A 16,956-nucleotide genomic window follows, 5' to 3' on the forward strand; every position below is an offset into this window, starting at 1 on the left:
GACCCGCACCACCCGTCTACTGCCGTCGCCCCCCATGCCGGGGTCTCCTCTCGGCGCTGAGGTGGCGCCACCTACCACCCTGGGGGGTTAACCGTTGCCGCCACGTCGTATTACGGCAGGATCAGGAGTCTGAAGCTCAGTTCTGCTTCAGCGAAATCGCACCGTAGTCGGCGTCCGAGACGGCGTTCCAGACGAACTGGTCGACGTTCTCGCTGTAGACCGCGCCAACCTTGTTCCACCACATCGGGATGACCGGCAGGTCCTCGCCGAGGATGTCCTCCGCCTGCTGGTACGACGGGATGGCGGCCTGGATCGACTCGGCCGAGTCACCCTGCTTCATCAGGTTGTCGAAGGCCTCGTTCGAGTAGCCCGAGTTGTTGCTGCCGGCACCGGTGCCGTACAGCGGGTAGAGGAAGGTCTCCATGAACGGGTAGTCCGGACCCCAGCCGAGGCGGAACCCACCGGTGAACTTCTTCTGGTCCGCGGTCTCGAGGTACTCGGCGAACTGCAGGTTGACCTTGAGCTCGTAGTCGATGCCCAGGGCCTCCTTGATCTGGTCACCGACCGCCTGCAGCCACAGGTCGTGGCCGGCACCGGCGTTGGCCCACAGGATCAGCTTCTCACCGGCCGGCCAGCCGCCGGCCTCGGCGAGCAGCTGCTTGGCCTTCTCGACGTCCTTGGTGCAGTACTTGCAGACGCCCTCACGGGCACCCTCGAAGGTCGGGGCCACGTAGCCGGACGCCGGGGTGAACCGGCCGTCGAAGACCGCGTCGATGATCGACTGACGGTCGATCGACAGCGACAGCGCCTGGCGGATCCGCTTGTCCTTGAAGGTGTCCTGGTACAGCGGCATGCCGACGTAGGTGAAGCTGTCACCCGGCTGCTCGTACATCCGGTCGCCGTACTGCGCCTGGGCCTCCTTGTAACGGGCCGGGGGCAGGGTGTAGAGCACGTCCAGCTCGCCGGCCTGGAAGGCGGCGTAGCCGGCGTCGATGTCGGCGAAGATCCGGTACTCGATGCGGTCCGGCTTGCCGGGCTCACCCTTCCAGGTGTCGCTCCGGACCAGGTTGATGGCGACGTTGTGCTGCCAGCTGCCATCGATCTTGTAGGGGCCGTTACCGATCGGCTTCTCGTTGCACGCGGCGATGTCGTCGACGCAGGCCTGGGCCATCGGGAAGAAGCCCGGGTAGCCGATCGTGGTCGGGAAACCGGAGAACGGCGCGTCCAGCTCGACGGTGAAGGTCAGGTCGTCGACCTTCTTGAGACCCGACATGGTCTCGGCGCTCGGCTTCGGAGCCTCCTTCGGGCCCTCGCCGTCCGGGTCGGCCGGCGCCACGTCCGCCTTACCGGCGATCCGCTTCATGAAGTAGCCGTTGTTCTGGGCGTTCGGCCCGTAAGCGGCGTAGTTCCACGAGCGGAGGAACGCGTCGGCGTTGACCGGCTCACCGTTGTCGAAGGTGTAGCCGCTCTTGAGCTTGATCGTCCAGAGCTTCTGGTCGGTCGACTCGACCGACTCGGCGATGTCCATCTCGACCGCGGAGGTCTCGGCGTTGTACTTGACGAGACCGCGGTACAGCTGGCGGATCACATACAACGACGGCTCGTCGTCGCCGCCGGACGGGGTCAGGAACGCCGGCTCGGCGTTGTACACCCGCAGCGTGCCGCCGGACTCGCCGGCCGGCTCGTTGTTGTCGTCGCCACCGCCGCTACAGGCGGTGGCCAACATGGCGGTGGCGGTCGCCGCGACCGCCACCTTCAGGAATTTCCCGCGCATGGGAGTGCCTCCTCAGGGCGCTCGGCTCACGAGGGGGTTGTGAGGTGCCTGCAACTGTGACACCCGATGCGCCCAGGCGGGAAGGCGTGTTATCAACCCGATACCCGCCCGGGACGGGGCCGACATCGACCCGCGGGCGCCTCTCCGGCACCCCCGACGCATGGTATGAGCTGCTCGTCAACCACATTTCCACGCTCGGCCGGCCGTCGGATGACGTGGGGTCGACGCCTCCGCGAACCCGCCGGACCATCGACGTGAACCCCGCCACTATTCGCCGAATGCTACCCGAAAGTATGAGTCGGATTCCAGACCGACAGCCGATCAACATGGTCGGGCGAAGGACTCGTGCCCCGAACGCGGTCCGACCCCGGATCCGCTGTGGGATCCGGGGTCGGACGAGATGTCGCGGTGTCGGCGATCAGGCCGTGAAGTGAATCCGGCGACGACGCAGCACCAGCACGGTGACCGCACCGGCGACCAGGAGCACCAGCCCGGCGGCGATCGCGGTGACGATCGGCGCACCGGTCAGCGGCAGGCCACCGTCGTTGGAGGCCGGCGAGGTGGACGGGGCGGGACTCGCCGGTGACTCCTCGGGAGTGCTCGGCGTCGGCTCCGGCGACGGGGACTCCGTCGGGGTGGACGGCGTCGGCTCCGGCGTCGTCGGCTCGGGGCTGGGCTGCGGCGCCGTGAAGGTGGCCTTCGCCTCGGCGGTCACCGTGGCGCCGGTGCTGCCGCCCAGGATCAGCTTCTGCGCCGCCTTGCGCCCGGTGTACAGGAACACCCGGCCGAAGGAGACCGAGTCGGCGGCGGACGCGGTCACGCCGACCTCGCCGGCCTGCTCGGTCGTGAGCCAGAACTGGCCGCCGTTGACGGTCGTGGTCACCGGCGCGCCCTCGGCATCGACCGCCGACCCACCGGTCACCGCCAGCGTGATCTCACCCGCCGGCCCCTTCACGGTGAACGGGCCGGCCTTCTCACCGACCTGCGCGGTGGCGCTGGTCGGATCGATGCTCAGCTCGGCCTTCGGCTCGGGCTGATCGGTGGCGTTCGCGATCAGGTAGTCGTGAACCTTCTTGATCACGTCGTACCGCTGCTTGCCGACCAGGCCACGGCCGGCGACCCAGTCGCCGAGCTCGATGCCGTCGCTGAAGTGCCAGACGGCGGTCTGGGTGCCGAAGTAGAGCAGGTTGCGGCGGACATTCTCGTTCGTCCCGGCGGGCAGGGTGGCACCGGCGGCGGCCAGCAACGCGGCGGAGTCGGCGTTCGGGTAGCCGTGGGTCAGCACCCACTGCACCTTCGCCAGGTTCTTCACCTGGGACTCGTCCCAGGTGCCCTCCTGGTACCTGCCATCGATCGCGACGTTCGTGTGGTAGTCGATGCAGAAGGCCGGGAGCCGCTTGCCGTCGATCTTGATAGCCAGCGCCGAGGTCCGCTTGACCTTGCCGTCGAGCAGGAGCTTGACGGTGCTGTTCGGCACCGTCTTCGCCACACCGGTGGCCGGGTCCTCGGCGGCGGCAGGGGCGGCGGCACCGAGCGCCAGCGCGCCGCCGGTGACGGCGGCGAGCGCGATCCGCGCCCAGCGCCGTCCTCGTTGTCCGATCATGAGTTTCGTGCACCTCTCGGGCAGGGAGTGACCCGCGTACGCGCGGGCGGCCGGAGTCGCCGTTCCCGCGGGATGAGCGGCATCCGCACACGGGAAAGGCGAGGGGCATTATCGACCGCGACTTGATCACATGTCACGCCCTGCAGCCTGAATAGCCGCTTATGCCGGAAAGGTCGGTTACACCAGGCGCCGATCGGCCGCCCAGCGGGACAGTTCGTACCGATTCGACATCTGGAGTTTGCGCAGCACGTTGGAGACGTGCGTCTCGACGGTCTTGATCGAGATGTACAGCTCCCGGGCGATCTCCTTGTACGCGTACCCCCGAGCGAGCAGCCGGAGCACCTCGCGCTCCCGGTTGGTCAGCTGGTCCAGCTCCGGATCGGCGACCGGGGCGTCCGGCCGGGCCGCGAAGGCGTCCAGCACGAATCCGGCCAGACGGGGGCTGAACACCGCGTCGCCGTCGGCCACCCGCCGGATCGCCGCGGCCAGCTCGTCGGGCGAGATGGTCTTGGTGACGTACCCGCGGGCACCGGCCCGGATCAGCCCGATCACGTCCTCGGCCGCGTCGGAGACGCTCAGCGCCAGGAAGCGGACCTCGGGGTGGCTGCGGCGCATCGCCTCCAGCACGGCCCGACCACCCCCGTCGGGCATGTGCACGTCGAGCAGAACCACGTCCGGCTCGGTGGCCGCGATCCGGCTGACCGCGTCGGCCACCGTGCTCGCCTCCCCCACCACCTCGACGTGCGCGCCGAGTTCGGCGCGTACCCCCGCGCGGAACATGGCGTGGTCGTCGACCAGGAAGACCCGCAGCCGTCCGGGCCCGGTGCCCTCCGGTTCGACCGGTGGTGTCGACTGCTCGGCCATCATCTGTCCCTCTCCGCCGTGGCCGGGTCCCGGGAGATCGGCAGGATCAACCGGACCTCGGTCCCCTCTCCAGGCCGGGAGCGGATCTCCGCCCGGCCACCGTGCCGCTTCATCCGCCCGACGATCGAGCCTCGGACACCGTGCCGATGGTCCTCCACCGTATCCGGGTCGAACCCGACACCCCGGTCCCGCACGAAAACGCTTACCTGCTCGGGCTCCACCTCGGCGTAGAGCGACACGGTCTGCACCCCGGCGTGCCGGGCGGCGTTCACCAGCGCCTCGCGCGCCGCCGCCACCAGGGCGCCGATCCGCTCGTCGGTCTCCCGGTCGCCCACCACGACCGCCTCCACCGTCATCGCGAAGGTGTCCTCCACCTCGGCCGCAGCCTGTTCCAGCGCGGCGGCGAGGCGTTCGGTGGGTGAGGCGGTGGGCTTGTAGAGCCAGTTGCGCAGCGAGCGCTCCTGGCCCCGGGCGAGCCGCTGCACGGTCTTGACGTCGCTGGCGTTGCGCTGGATCAACGCGAGGGTGTGCAGCACCTGGTCGTGCACCATGGCTGCCAGTTCGGCCCGTTCCTGCTCACGGATGCGGCCCTCGCGCTCCGAGCGAAGCTGGTTCCAGGTGCGCCAGAGCACCGGCGCGGCCACCACCCCGACCCCGGCCAGCCCCACCAGTGCGAAGATCACACCGTTGATCACGGCGTCGAGGTTCTGTGCCGGGGAGTAGACCGCGGCCACGCCGATGATGCCGACCGCCACCAGCACCCCGCCCCCGACGAAGCGAAGCACGAACGCCCGCCGGTCGCTCTCCTCTATCACCGCGCCGAGCCAGGGCACGGGCATCGACTCACCCCACTGCCGTCGCCGCTCGGGTGCCGACTGGTGCCAGATCACGCCGGCACCGACCGCGATGATGGCGACCAACCAGCCGGCGGTGCCGGTCGCGCCCACCGAGTCGAAGACCATCACCTGGATCAGCAGCACGCCGAGCCCGATGGCCACGAAGGGCAGCAACTGACCGACGTCGCGGCGCGGCGGTACGGCGGTGTCACCGGGTCGCAGCGGCACGACCGCCCAGAAGGCCGCGTAGAGAAGCAGACCCAGTCCGCTCAGCCCGAGCAGCACCATGAAGGCGATCCGGACCCGGACCACCGGGACGCCGAGATGCTCGGCGATGCCGGCGGCCACCCCGGCGCCCATCCGGTGCTCCGGAGCGCGGTAGAGGCGGGGTGGTTGACTGCTGCTGCTGATCGCGAGCTCCCTGGTCAGGACGGTCGGGCCGGACGAGAGGCGAGGTTCCCGGCGCCGATCCGATCGTCACACGCGGCGTGGCCGCCCGACCACGGGGACGCCCCCGACATTCGGGCGGGCCGGATCTCAGGGTGGGGTCAGGGTCGCCGCCGGAGGACGCTCGGGCGTCGGGCGCAGCAGGATCGAGGTATGACCGACGACGCTGCCCAGCCGTACCGGCCGGGGCCGACCGAACCGGAGCCGACGCCTCCGGCGGCCACCCGGTCGGCCGTACCCGAATCGCCCGGTGCCGGGGCGGACGGCCCGGCCGTACCGCCCGCCGGCGGCGGAACGGCGTGGGACGACCCGCCCCCACCTGTCGCCGCCCCTCCGCCATCCGGTGGTGCGACGGCGTGGGAGAGCACCGCCGCACCATCGTCCGCCGGGCCGGGGGGGCCGGGTGGGCCTGGTGGACCTGGTTGGCCGCCCGGCGGGCACGGCGGCCCTGGTTGGCCGGGCGGGCCGTCGGGGGGTGGACCCGGTGGATTCTTCGGGGGCGCCGGCTTCACCTCCCGGTACGGTCTGGTCCGGCCTCGGGAAGGCCGTTACCTGGCCGGCGTCTGTGCTGCCGTCGGCCGGGCCACCAACACCGACCCCGTGCTCTGGCGGGTGCTGCTGGCGGTCCTGGGCTTCTTCGGCGGCGTCGGCATCCTGGTCTACGTCGCCGCCTGGTTGATCATTCCGGGCGAGGGCGACACCGCCTCGCCCATCGAATCCATGCTGGGCCGCGGGCGTTCCAGCATGTCCCCGGTCACGGTGATCATCCTCGGCGTGGTGGTCGCGGTGGGTTTCGGCTTCGTCGTCACCGACGCCTTCCGCGCGGTACTGCTCGGCGCGGCCATCCTGGTCGGTGGCGCGCTGCTGTTGAACCGTCAGCAGCGCGAAGTCCGACCCGAGTCGGCCACACCCGGTGCCGGCGTGCCCGCCGGTCCGCCACCGCCCCCTGGTCCGGTGCCTCCGGTCGGCTATCCAGCTCCGACCGGCTATCCGGCGTACCCGGAATTCGGCCGGACGGCCACCGTCACGGCGCCCGCCTTCCACCCCCCCGGCTCAACGTCCGGCGTTCCCTCGCCACCGGCGGGGCCCGGCGGACCTGACGAGCCGACCACGCAGTTGCCGTCGGCTCCGGCATGGCCGACGAGCGCTGCCGCGTCGGGCCCGCCGGTCACCCCCCCGACCTACCGTCCCCCGTTCGCGCCGCACGGCCCCTACGCCGGGCCACCGAAGGTCGCTGTGCCACCACCGCCCAAGTCGAAGCCGCCCCGCAAGCCCCGGGAGCGGTCGGCCCTGGGCGCGGTGACCTTCTCGTTGATCTTTGTCGCGTTGGGGCTGGTCGGCGTTCTCGACCTGTTGGACGTCTTCGGGATCGGCGCGTCGGCCTACTTCGCCGCCGCACTCGCGGTGATCGGGCTCGGCCTGCTCGTGGGAACCTGGTTCGGGCGGGCCCGCTGGCTCATCGCGCTCGGCCTGGTGACCGCCGCCGCCCTGGCGGTGGTCACGGTCGTCGAGTCCTACGACCGGGTCCGCGGCGTGGACGGCGCGGTCACCTGGGCACCGACGAGTCACCGTGACCTCGCCAACCGGTACGAACAGAGCTTCGGCGACGCGGTGCTCGACCTGCGGGCGATCGACTTCACCCAGCAGGAGACGGAGATCACCGTCGCCGTCAACTTCGGCGAGGCCACCGTGGTGCTGCCACCCAACGTGGACGTCACCGCGGTGACCAGGGTGACCGCCGGTGACGCGAACATCCTCGGCCAGCGGACGCAGGGCATGGACAACCGCCCGGTAGACACCGTCGATCTCGGCCCGGACGGCGCCGGGGGCGGCAAGCTGCGCCTCAACCTGCACGTCAACGCCGGACACATGGAGGTGAGCAGGTGAGGAGCCACCGCACGGACCTGGTCTCGTTCGCCTTCGGGTTGCTCTTCGTCGCCCTGGCCGCCTGGTGGTTGCTCGCCCAGGTGCTCGGTCTCGTGCTGCCACCGGTCGGCTGGTTCCTGGCCGGTGGACTGATCCTGGTCGGCGGGCTCGGCCTGGTCGGTGCCCTGCGCTCCAGCCGGTACAACAGCCGGCCGGCACCGACCGATCCCCCTGCCGGCACCGGTCCCCCTGCCGACGCCGGCCTGGACGACTCGGTGCGCGACACCGGCGAGGAAGCGGCCGATCCGCTCCCGGACCGGACGGACGTCGACACCTCGACGGGTGAGCCGACCCCGGTCAGCTCGGCCGCCCGGACAGCCGAGCCGGAGCCGCCGGAGGACCGCACGCTCGATCTGTTCGGCGCGGCGGAGGAAACGCCACCGTCCGGACGGCAGGGGCGCGACGGCTGACCGTGCGTCAGCGGTCGCGCGCCGCCTATGCTGGCCGGTGTGCTCCCGCCAGCGCTGGCCGGCCCGCGCCGCAGGGTGACCCCCGCGGGTCGTCGGCGTGCGCGGACCGCCCGCGGCCGGGCCGACCTCGCCGCCGGCGGTGACCCTTGCGTCAGTCGCCTCTACCCGTCAGGAGCCCGTTCGAGATGACCCAGTCCCCCGCCGTGCGTACGCCCGACCGTTCCGGTTCGGTCCGCCTCGGCGAGCGCGCCGCCCGTACCCTCGTCTCCGAGCTTGCCCGGATCAACGACCCGAAGACCGCCCTGCTGGTCGGCGCGGCTCCGGAGTCCGCGGTGCTGGCCGCGGCGATCGAAGCGCTGCTGCCCGGCGACACGCTCATCGTGGTACCCGCCGAACGGGTCAGCGCCACCACGCTGCGGGAGCACGTCGCCGCCCAGGGCCGCTGGGTCGCCGATCGGGTCCGGGTCGTGGACGGCCTCGCCGAGGCGGAGGCCGCCGCGGTGGTCATCGCCGCCGAGGCGTTCACCGGCACCGCCGAGGAGGCCCGCACCACCATCGGGGCACTCACCAAGTATCTGGCCGACGGCGCGGTGCTCAGCGTCGCCACCGCCGTCGGGCGGACCGCCGGCGCCGCCGCCGAGCTGGACCGGCAGGGCGTGCTGTACGGCGTCGGCAACGACCTGGTGCTGCGCAACAACCCACCGGTACGCGTGTACCGGCTCCGCTTCACTCCGGCCGAGGCCGCCACGGCGGAGCAGCTCGCGCCCGCCTACCGGCCGTCGAGCGTGCCGCTCAGCCGTGACATGCACATCGACTCAAACGGGGTGGCCGCCGCCGGCATCGCCCTCGGGCTGGCCGCGCTCACCCGGCTGGCCCGACCGAAGTCGAAGCTCTGGCTGCTGCCCGCGCTGGCCGCCGCGCCGGTGGCCGCCTTCTTCCGGGATCCGGAACGGGACGTGCCGGAGGATCCGTCGGCCGTGGTGGCCGCCGCCGACGGGCAGGTCCTGTCGGTGCAGCGGCTGACCGACGAGCGCTTCGGCGACGGCGAGTTCCTGCGCGTCGCGGTGTTCCTGTCGGTGCTCGACGTGCACGTCAACCGGTCTCCGGTGGCTGGCAAGGTGGTCGACTACTTCGTGGCGGACGGTGGGTTCGTCAACGCGATGAAGCCGGACGCGGAGCACAACGTGGCGGCGTACACGGTGCTGGACACCACCCACGGCACCGTGGTGGTGGCGCAGCGGACCGGCCTGATCGCCCGCCGGATCGTGCAACGCGCTCCGATCGGCGCGCTGCTGGCCCGTGGCGAGCGGTTCGGGCTGATCCGCTTCGGCTCGCGTACCGACGTCTACCTGCCGGCGGAGGCCGCGGAACCGCTGGTCGGGCCGGGTGACAAGGTGATCGGTGGATCGACCGTGATCGCCCGCTGGCGCTGAATTTCGACACCGGAGACGTCAAGGGCGCCGCGGCCAGGCCGCGGCGCCCTTTCGCAAGTACGGGTCAGATGACGGTGCGGCGCTGGCGCAACCAGAGCACCGGACCGCTGATCAGGTACCCGACCACGATCAGCCCGAAGGTGAGCCGGACGTCGATCAGGGCGCCGACCACCGGCGCGAGCCAGACCCACGGCGGCAGCTTGACCAGCCGGGCGAGCTTGGCGTACGGGAAGCTGCTGACCATGGTGAAGGCGAGCAGAGCCACCCCGGCGATCTGCACCGCCCCCGGCACGGGCATGCCGATCACCACCATCAGGGCGAGCACGGCGGCGGCCATCGTGGTGGGTACGCCGGAGAAGAACCGTCCGTCATTTGGCGAGACGTTGAACCGCGCCAGCCGGATGGCGGCGCAGGCGGCGACGAGCGCGGCGGCCACCGCGGCGGCGGCCGTCGGCGCGGAACCGGCCAACGAGGCGTAGACCACCACGGGGGCGGCGAGGCCGAAGGAGCACATGTCGGCCAGCGAGTCCATCTGGGCACCGAACGGGCTGGACACCCCGAGCTTGCGGGCCAGCGCGCCGTCCAGGCCGTCGAACGCGACGCAGGCGATCAGGAGCAACGCGGCCAGTCGCACCTCGCCCTGCATGGCGACGAAGATCGCGTTGATGCCGAGCAGCAGGCTGGCCAGGGTGCACGCGTTGACCAGAGCGAACTTCATCCGCCGGGCCGGTGTCCGCTCGCCCGGCAGCAGCGGTGCCGGCGTCGCTGTCGACGCGGCCGGCACCGGAGTCGGCGCGACGGGTGGGTTGACCGTGACCGGGCCGACCAGCGGGGCGACCGGGGCGATGGTCTCCATCCCGGTGCGGTGGAACCGCCTCAGGCCGTACCGGCGGCGCGGGCGGTCCTGGTACCGGGGCTCGGGCAACACGTCGGTCGCGCCGTGCAGTTCTGCATCTCGGCGGCCGACGCGAACCAGCAGGACCTGGCGGGCGAGGGTGCCGCTGCGGCGCAGCGGGCCCGTCCAGCTTCGCCCTGCGGGACGCGGGCTGTCAGTCGTACGACGCCGGCGCCATGGGGCTCTCGGCACGTTTCCTCCATCACCGGATCGGCTTACCGCCATGTGGCGGGCGTCCGGCTGTCTCGTGCCGGACCTTCCTGGCCCGGCAGCCGTTTTGCGGAGTACACCATCGCACAGGGGGTGGGGGAATGGCGATAGCTGCCGGCGGTACTTATATCTCCTTTAACCGCGCGAACCGCCGTCTTATTCCCATCCGGGACACGATCGCCCGTTTTCTACGCCTGCCCTGCCTCGACTGTACCGGAGGTCGTCCGCCCCGGCTCGGTGGTGAGATCGATGCGGCCGGGCCACGACGGGTCACCTCGACGAGTCCAGGGCACTGACGGCGATCTCAGTCAGGGGGAGATCACGCAGCTCAGCGGGGGTGAACCAGGCGGCACGGGCGGTGGAGCCGCCGGCCGTCTCGGTCACCGCCGGTTCGGTCGGCACGTCGACCTGCACCCGGTAGACGACCCGGATGCCGTGCCAGTCGAGGGGGTACCCCTCCGGCCCCAGGGCCGCCGGGTTGTGCAGGTTGTCCACCCCGATCAGCTCGGTCACCCGGCCCAGTTGACCGGACTCCTCGACCAGCTCCCGTAACAACGCGGTGACGGGTTGTTCGCCGTGATCGGTACCTCCGCCGGGCAGGTGCCATCGCCCGGCACCGGGATAGCCCTCGGCGATCATGGTCAGCAACACCCGTCCGTCCGGATCGGTGACCACCCCGTACGCCCCGAAGCGCTGCCGGCGGTCGCCCGCGGGGCCGGGGAACGGCTCCCGGCGACGCAGGGCACCGGCCGGCAGCGGAACGACCGGCAGACCGACGGCCTCGGCGGTGAACGGCAGCAGCGGCAGCTCGGCCGCCTCGTCCAGGGTCAGCCAACGAGCCAGGTCGGTGCTGCCGTCACGCTCGGCACGCAGCCGCCCACCCAGCACGGTCACGTCGAACAGCATCCGATCGGTGTGCAGGGCGACCCCGAGATCCGGGTACGGCACCACGTCCGCGACGACCGCCCGCAGCCCGGTCGCCTCCACGGTCAGCCCGGTCTCCTCGGCGACCTCGCGGACCACCGCGTGCGCGGGATGTTCGGCATGCTCCAGCCCGCCGCCGGGCAGTGACCAGACCCCGGGAAAGTCCGCCGACGCGGAGCCACGCACCAGCAACACCCGCCGCTCGGTGTCCCGCAGGACCCCGTAAGCCCCCGCCCGCCGCACCCGCTCCACAACTCCAAGCCCCCATCCCACCCCACGCCCGCGCCCCGCACTACTACGCCGATCATGAAGTTATCGCCCTCGCCAGCGGCGTGTCGGAACAATAACTTCATGATCGACGCATGCGTGCATGCATGCGCGGGTGGGGGTGGGGTGGGTCAGGTTAGGTGGGCGGCTTGGACGGCTTCGGCGGTGACCTCGGTGAGGCGGTCGGTGGGCAGGGCGCCGAGTTCCTCCCGGGCGAACCAGCGGGCCTCGCAGGTGGAACCGCCGACGTCGCCGACGGTGGGCGGAGCCGGCTGGTCCACCACCACCCGGTAGAAGGCCCGCACCCCGTGCCAGTCGATCGGGTAGCCCTCGGGACCGAGCGAGGCGGCATCCCGATGACTGGCCACCCCGAGCAAACCGACGAGCCGCCCGGTCTGCCCGGTCTCCTCGACCAGTTCCCGGATCAGCGCCGCGCTCGGCTGCTCGCCGTAGTCGGTGCCGCCGCCGGGCAGGTGCCAGCAGCCGGCGCCCGGGTAGCCGTCGGAGACCCGGGTCAGCAGCACCCGCCCCTCCGGGTCGGTCACCACGGCGTACGCGGCGAAGCGCTGCGCCCGGTGCAGCCCGTCCGGGCCGGGTACCGCGTAGAAGGAGGGGAACTCCGGCGGCTCGTCCGGCACGATGTCCGCCGAGGAGGCCGGCAGCCCGAGAGCGCGGGCGGTGAACGAGCGCAGCGGCAACCGTGCCGCCTCGTCCCGGGTGAACCAGCGGGCCAGGTCGGTGGGCCGGTCGACCCGGTCGGAGAGCGAACCGCCCCGCACCGACACCCGGTAGACCAACCGGTCGGTGTGGATGGTGATGCCTCGCTCCGGCAGTGCCCGCATGTCGGCCAGCACGTCGTGCAGGCCGGCGACGGCCACCGACAGGCCGGTCTCGGCGGCGGTCTCGCGGACGACGGTGTGGTGCGGGTCCTCGCCGTGGTCGACCGCCCCGCCGGGCAGGGACCACGTGCCGGGGGTGCCGGAGCGCTCCGATGCGCGGACCAGCAACACTCGGTCTACGGAATCAACACAGACTGCGTATGCCGCGATCCTGCGCAGCGGCTCCAGCATGGTGGTCACGGAGCCAAATTCTCCCCGCCACCGGTTACCGACGCGGAAAAGAGTCGGATTCCTGACTGATGGCTCGCCCCTGAGAGCCGGTTCAGGGTAGGGATCCGGGCGGTCACCGAGGTCGATACGCTGCGCGACGAGGACCGTGGAGACATGACTTCCACACCTCACGCTCCGTACCGGCAACTGCGCCGCCCCACCACCGACCGGATGATCGCCGGTGTGGCCAGCGGACTCGGCCGCTACTTCGCCGTCGACCCCACCCTGGTCCGGGTGGCCTTCGCCGTCGTCACGCTGGTGACCGGCGGGATCGCCGCTCTGGCGTACCCGATCATGTGGTTCCTGATGCCCGAGGAGCCGGCCGGCGCACCCGCCTGGCCGCACCCGGCGCCCGGCGCACCGTACGGACCCGCCGGCCCGCCGCCGCAGCCGACCAGCAGCCCGCACCCCGCCTGGCCGTTCCCGGGGGCGACCAACCCGGTTCCGCACGCCGGCCCGCCGACACCGACCGCCTGGCCCCCGGCGGCCAGCCCGCCCGCACCGGTCCAGCACCCCGACGCCTCGTCCGCCCGACCCGGCTCATCGGGGCAGCCCGACGCCGGAGCGGCACGGCCGGACGACGCCACGCCCGAATCCGGCGCGACGCCGGAGCCCGCGCCACGGCCGGCACCTCACCCACCGGCGTGAGATGCCGTCACCGCACCCCGACGGGGTACGGCGTCACTCCCATTCGATGGTGCCCGGGGGCTTGCTGGTGACGTCCAGCACCACCCGGTTCACCTCGGCCACCTCGTTCGTGATCCGGGTGGAGATCCGGGCGATGACGTCGTAGGGCAACCGCGACCAGTCGGCGGTCATCGCGTCCTCACTGGAGACCGGGCGCAGCACCACGGGATGCCCGTAGCTGCGCCCGTCACCCTGCACGCCGACGCTGCGCACGTCGGCCAGGAGCACCACCGGGAACTGCCAGACACCCCGGTCGAGGCCGGCGGCGCTGAGTTCCTGGCGGGCGATGAAGTCGGCCCGGCGGAGCACGTCGAGCCGCTCCCGGTCGACCGCCCCGATGATCCGGATGGCCAGACCGGGGCCGGGGAACGGGTGCCGCCATACCATCGCCTCCGGCAGCCCGAGCTGGAGGCCGAGCGTACGGACCTCGTCCTTGAACAGCGTGCGCAGCGGCTCCACCAGGGCGAACTTCAGATCCTCGGGCAGCCCGCCGACGTTGTGGTGGCTCTTGATGTTCGCGGTGCCGGTGCCGCCGCCGGACTCGACCACGTCCGGGTAGAGGGTGCCCTGCACCAGGAACTCGACGTCGCCGTGTGAGGCGATCTCCCGGGCGGCGGCCTCGAAGACCCGGATGAACTCGCGGCCAATGATCTTGCGCTTCTGCTCCGGGTCGGTCACCCCGGCCAGCGCGCCGAGGAACCGGTCGGCCGCGTCGACCACCTTGAGCTTGATGCCGGTCGCCGCGACGTAGTCCTTCTCCACCTGCTCGGCCTCGCCCGCCCGCAGCAGCCCGTGATCGACGAAGACGCAGGTGAGCTGGTCGCCGACGGCCTTGTGCACCAGCGCGGCGGCGACCGCCGAGTCCACTCCGCCACTCAGGCCGCAGATGACCTCCTTCTCGCCGACCTGCTCGCGGATCCGGGCCACCTGCTCGTCGATGATGTTCTCGGCCGTCCAGGTCGGCTCGATCCCGGCGATCTCGTAGAGGAAGCGGGTGAGCATTTCCTGCCCGTGCGCGGTGTGCCCCACCTCCGGGTGGAACTGCACGCCGGCCCGCCGCCCGGCCACGTCCTCGAACGCGGCCACCGGCGCGCCGGCCGACTCGGCGGTCACCGTGAAGCCCGCCGGCGCCTCGGTCACGCAGTCGCCGTGACTCATCCACACCGGCAGGTCGGCCGGCAGGTCCCGCAGGAGTACGCCGGGGTCGAGCAGCCGGGGACGCAGCGGGGTGCCGCCGTACTCGCGGCTGCCGGTGCGCGCCACCGTGCCGCCGAGGGAGCGGGCCATCGCCTGGAAGCCGTAGCAGATGCCGAAGACCGGCACGCCCGCGGTGAACAGCCCGTCGTCGACCTGCGGAGCACCCGGCTCGTAGACGCTGGCCGGACCGCCGGAGAGGATGATCGCGGCGGGATCGCGGGCCAGCATCTCGGCCACGGGCATGGTGTGCGGAACGATCTCGGAGTAGACCTTCGCCTCACGCACCCGACGCGCGATCAGCTGGGCGTACTGGGCTCCGAAGTCGACCACGAGGACAGGACGCGGCAGGCTCATAGCCGGCAATCCTACCCAGCGTGACGCCCCCTCCCCCCTCCCCCCGCCCCGGTCGCCACACCCTCGTCGATCTTGCACTTCTGGTCGCCGTTATGACGGTTGTATGGCGTAATGCGGCGACACAAAGTGCAAGATCGCGGAGGTCAGGGGTGGCGGAGGGCGGCGGGGGCGTGTGGGGGGACGGCGGGGTGGTGTGGGGGGACCGGAGGGACGGGGCGGTACGGGGTGCCGGGGGTGGGGCGGGGGTCCGGGTCGCCCTTGTTGGGCCAGAGGGACAGGGCGCGCTCGGCCTGGGCGGTGATGGTGAGCGACGGGTTGACGCCCAGGTTGGCGGAGATCGCGGCGCCGTCGACGACGTGCAGGCCGGGGTGGCCGTGCACCCGGTGGTAGGGGTCGATCACGCCGTCGGCGGCGGTGGCGCCGATCACCGCACCGCCCAGGATGTGCGCGGTCACCGGGATGTCGAACGGCTCGGTCAGCGCGCCGCCCGGCGTACCGTCGATCTCCTCGGCGAGCAGCCGGACCGCCTGGTTGCCCGCCGGGATCCAGGTCGGGTTGGGCGGGCCGTGACCCGGACCGGAGACGAGCCGGCGGCCGAGCGGCCCGCGCCGCAGCCGGAGGGCAAGCGAGTTGTCGGTCGACTGCATGACCAGGGCGATCACCGTACGCTCCGACCAGCGGCGGACGGAGAGCATCCGGGCGGCCACCCGGGGCTGCCGGAGCAGTTGCCCGAGCCAGCGACGCAGCCGGTGCGGCCCGCCGTCGACCAGCAGCGACTGGAGCAGCCCCATCGCGTTCGAACCCCGGCCGTAGCGGACCGGCTCGACGTGGGTCTGCGGATCCGGGTGGAACGAGCTGGTGATGGCGACCCCCTGGGTGAAGTCCACGCCACGCTCGCGGGCCCGCCGGTTCGGCACGGAGGCGCCCAGGATCGCCTCCGAGTTGGTTCGGGTCAGCTCGCCGAGGCGGGGCGAGAGGCCGGTCAGGTGACCCTGTTCCCGCATCTCGTGCAGCAGCCGCTGGGTGCCCAGCGCGCCGGCCGCGAAGATCACCTGGTCGGCGTGGATCACCTGCGACCTGCGGCGCAGCCAGGCGCCGGTGCGCTCGGTATGCACCTGGTACCCGCCGTCGACCGGCCGGACCGCAGTCACCGTGGTCAGCGGATGTACCCGCACGCCGAGCCGTTCGGCAAACCAGAGATAGTTCTTGACCAGTGTGTTCTTCGCGCCGACGCGACAGCCGGTCATGCAGGCACCGCAGTGGGTGCAGCCGGTACGCTCCGGGCCGGCCCCGCCGAAGTACGGGTCGGCGACCCGCTCCCCCGGCCGTCCGAGGTGCACGCCGACCGGGGTGGCGTGGAACGTGTGCCCCACGCCCATCCGTTCGGCGACCCGCCGCATCGCCCGGTCCGCCCCGGTGGTGATCGGGTACGTGGTCACTCCGAGCATCCGCTTGGCCTGGTCGTAGTGGGGGGCGAGTTCGGCCCGCCAGTCGGCGAGGTGCCGCCACTGCGGGTCGTCGTAGAAGGCGTCAAGCGGTTCGTAGAGCGTGTTGGCGTAGACGAGTGAGCCACCACCGACGCCCGCTCCGGAGAGCACCAGCACGCCGCCGCCGGCTCGCCGGTCGGCCGCCCGGAGCAGGGTGATCCGCTGGAGGCCGAAACAACCCAGCCTCGGCGCCCACAGGAAGCGCCGCAGCCGCCACGACGTCCGCGGGAACTCGTCGTCGGCGAACCGTCGGCCCGCCTCCAGGACGCCGACCGAATAGCCCTTCTCGGCCAGCCGCAACGCGGCGACGCTGCCGCCGAAACCGGACCCGATGACCACCACGTCGTACCGCATGGACGCATCATTACTCGCGAGTAGCTATCGCGCCAGGGGCGAACTCCAGACGATCACGCGCTGCGTGCACCGCACCTCGACCTGGGCCGGAAGTCGACGCCGTTGCCACACGGCGCGGTGGACCCGATTGTCACGGCCGGTCCGTACAATCGCGGCTGCTCGATGTGAGCAATTTTCGG

Annotated in this window: 11 protein-coding genes and 2 pseudogenes; 4 read left to right on the forward strand and 9 right to left on the reverse strand. The window is 71.8% G+C overall.

Annotated elements, in window-relative coordinates; genetic code table 11:
* Positions 1-136: 136 nt before the first annotated feature.
* The 4 genes from V5O40_RS21690 to V5O40_RS21705 form a co-directional block, all read right to left on the reverse strand.
* Positions 137-1,774 (reverse strand): peptide ABC transporter substrate-binding protein, encoded by a 1,638-nt coding sequence (locus V5O40_RS21690; protein ID WP_332907171.1) that lies wholly within the window; start codon positions 1,772-1,774, stop codon positions 137-139.
* Between the two features lie 418 nt (positions 1,775-2,192).
* Positions 2,193-3,377 carry a thioester domain-containing protein gene (locus V5O40_RS21695; RefSeq protein ID WP_332907172.1) on the reverse strand — a complete coding sequence of 395 codons (1,185 nt, stop codon included), beginning with the start codon at positions 3,375-3,377 and terminating at the stop codon, positions 2,193-2,195.
* A 177-nt stretch (positions 3,378-3,554) separates the two neighbouring features.
* Positions 3,555-4,241: a response regulator transcription factor gene (locus V5O40_RS21700; RefSeq protein ID WP_332907173.1), complete on the reverse strand. Its 687-nt coding sequence runs from the start codon at positions 4,239-4,241 to the stop codon at positions 3,555-3,557.
* Positions 4,241-5,506, reverse strand: a complete 1,266-nt coding sequence (locus V5O40_RS21705; protein ID WP_332907191.1) for a PspC domain-containing protein — start codon at positions 5,504-5,506, stop codon at positions 4,241-4,243. The genes V5O40_RS21700 and V5O40_RS21705 overlap by 1 nt, the downstream gene beginning before the upstream one ends.
* Positions 5,507-5,677: 171 nt before the next feature.
* Between V5O40_RS21705 and V5O40_RS21710 the strand changes: the two genes are divergently transcribed.
* The 3 genes and pseudogenes from V5O40_RS21710 (at position 5,678) to V5O40_RS21720 (ending at position 9,293) form a co-directional block, all read left to right on the forward strand.
* A complete protein-coding gene (locus V5O40_RS21710) occupies positions 5,678-7,411 on the forward strand; it encodes a PspC domain-containing protein (RefSeq protein ID WP_332907174.1) in 1,734 nt (577 codons plus the stop codon).
* Positions 7,408-7,647 (forward strand): annotated as a pseudogene (locus V5O40_RS21715) (hypothetical protein); the annotation flags it as partial. The gene V5O40_RS21710 and the pseudogene V5O40_RS21715, both read left to right, overlap by 4 nt.
* A gap of 398 nt (positions 7,648-8,045) precedes the next feature.
* Entirely contained in the window at positions 8,046-9,293 is a 1,248-nt protein-coding gene (locus tag V5O40_RS21720; protein ID WP_332907175.1) for a phosphatidylserine decarboxylase, read from the forward strand.
* 64 nt (positions 9,294-9,357) lie between these two features.
* On the opposite strand, the gene V5O40_RS21725 is transcribed toward V5O40_RS21720, so the two are convergent.
* The 3 genes from V5O40_RS21725 to V5O40_RS21735 all read right to left on the reverse strand — a co-directional run bounded on the left by V5O40_RS21725 (position 9,358) and on the right by V5O40_RS21735 (position 12,668).
* Positions 9,358-10,305 (reverse strand): CDP-alcohol phosphatidyltransferase family protein, encoded by a 948-nt coding sequence (locus V5O40_RS21725; RefSeq protein ID WP_332907192.1) that lies wholly within the window; start codon positions 10,303-10,305, stop codon positions 9,358-9,360.
* A 363-nt stretch (positions 10,306-10,668) separates the two neighbouring features.
* Entirely contained in the window at positions 10,669-11,574 is a 906-nt protein-coding gene (locus V5O40_RS21730) for an NUDIX hydrolase (RefSeq protein WP_332907176.1), read from the reverse strand.
* Positions 11,575-11,720: 146 nt separating this feature from the next.
* On the reverse strand, positions 11,721-12,668 hold the full coding sequence (locus V5O40_RS21735; protein WP_269738244.1) for an NUDIX hydrolase: 948 nt from the start codon (positions 12,666-12,668) through the stop codon (positions 11,721-11,723).
* A gap of 144 nt (positions 12,669-12,812) precedes the next feature.
* On the opposite strand from V5O40_RS21735, the pseudogene V5O40_RS21740 reads away from it, so the two are divergent.
* Positions 12,813-13,154: pseudogene (locus V5O40_RS21740) on the forward strand (PspC domain-containing protein); the annotation flags it as partial.
* A 225-nt stretch (positions 13,155-13,379) separates the two neighbouring features.
* On the opposite strand, the gene guaA reads toward V5O40_RS21740, so the two are convergent.
* Both guaA and V5O40_RS21750 read right to left on the reverse strand, forming a co-directional pair.
* Positions 13,380-14,936 carry a glutamine-hydrolyzing GMP synthase gene (gene guaA / locus V5O40_RS21745; RefSeq protein ID WP_269738245.1) on the reverse strand — a complete coding sequence of 519 codons (1,557 nt, stop codon included), beginning with the start codon at positions 14,934-14,936 and terminating at the stop codon, positions 13,380-13,382.
* Positions 14,937-15,079: 143 nt separating this feature from the next.
* Positions 15,080-16,777 (reverse strand): GMC family oxidoreductase, encoded by a 1,698-nt coding sequence (locus tag V5O40_RS21750; RefSeq protein WP_332907177.1) that lies wholly within the window; start codon positions 16,775-16,777, stop codon positions 15,080-15,082.
* Between the last annotated feature and the right edge of the window lie 179 nt (positions 16,778-16,956).

It is taken from the genome of Micromonospora palythoicola, from assembly GCF_036689795.1.
Lineage (GTDB): Bacteria > Actinomycetota > Actinomycetes > Mycobacteriales > Micromonosporaceae > Micromonospora > Micromonospora palythoicola.

Excerpts from the sequence above, each read along its gene's own strand:
- V5O40_RS21690 (WP_332907171.1), bottom strand. The coding sequence starts at position 1,774 with ATGCGCGGGAAATTCCTGAAGGTGGCGGTCGCGGCGACCGCCACCGCC.
- V5O40_RS21695 (WP_332907172.1), bottom strand. The coding sequence starts at position 3,377 with ATGATCGGACAACGAGGACGGCGCTGGGCGCGGATCGCGCTCGCCGCC.
- V5O40_RS21700 (WP_332907173.1), bottom strand. The coding sequence starts at position 4,241 with ATGGCCGAGCAGTCGACACCACCGGTCGAACCGGAGGGCACCGGGCCC.
- V5O40_RS21710 (WP_332907174.1), top strand. The coding sequence starts at position 5,678 with ATGACCGACGACGCTGCCCAGCCGTACCGGCCGGGGCCGACCGAACCG.
- V5O40_RS21720 (WP_332907175.1), top strand. The coding sequence starts at position 8,046 with ATGACCCAGTCCCCCGCCGTGCGTACGCCCGACCGTTCCGGTTCGGTC.
- guaA (WP_269738245.1), bottom strand. The coding sequence starts at position 14,936 with ATGAGCCTGCCGCGTCCTGTCCTCGTGGTCGACTTCGGAGCCCAGTAC.
- V5O40_RS21750 (WP_332907177.1), bottom strand. The coding sequence starts at position 16,777 with ATGCGGTACGACGTGGTGGTCATCGGGTCCGGTTTCGGCGGCAGCGTC.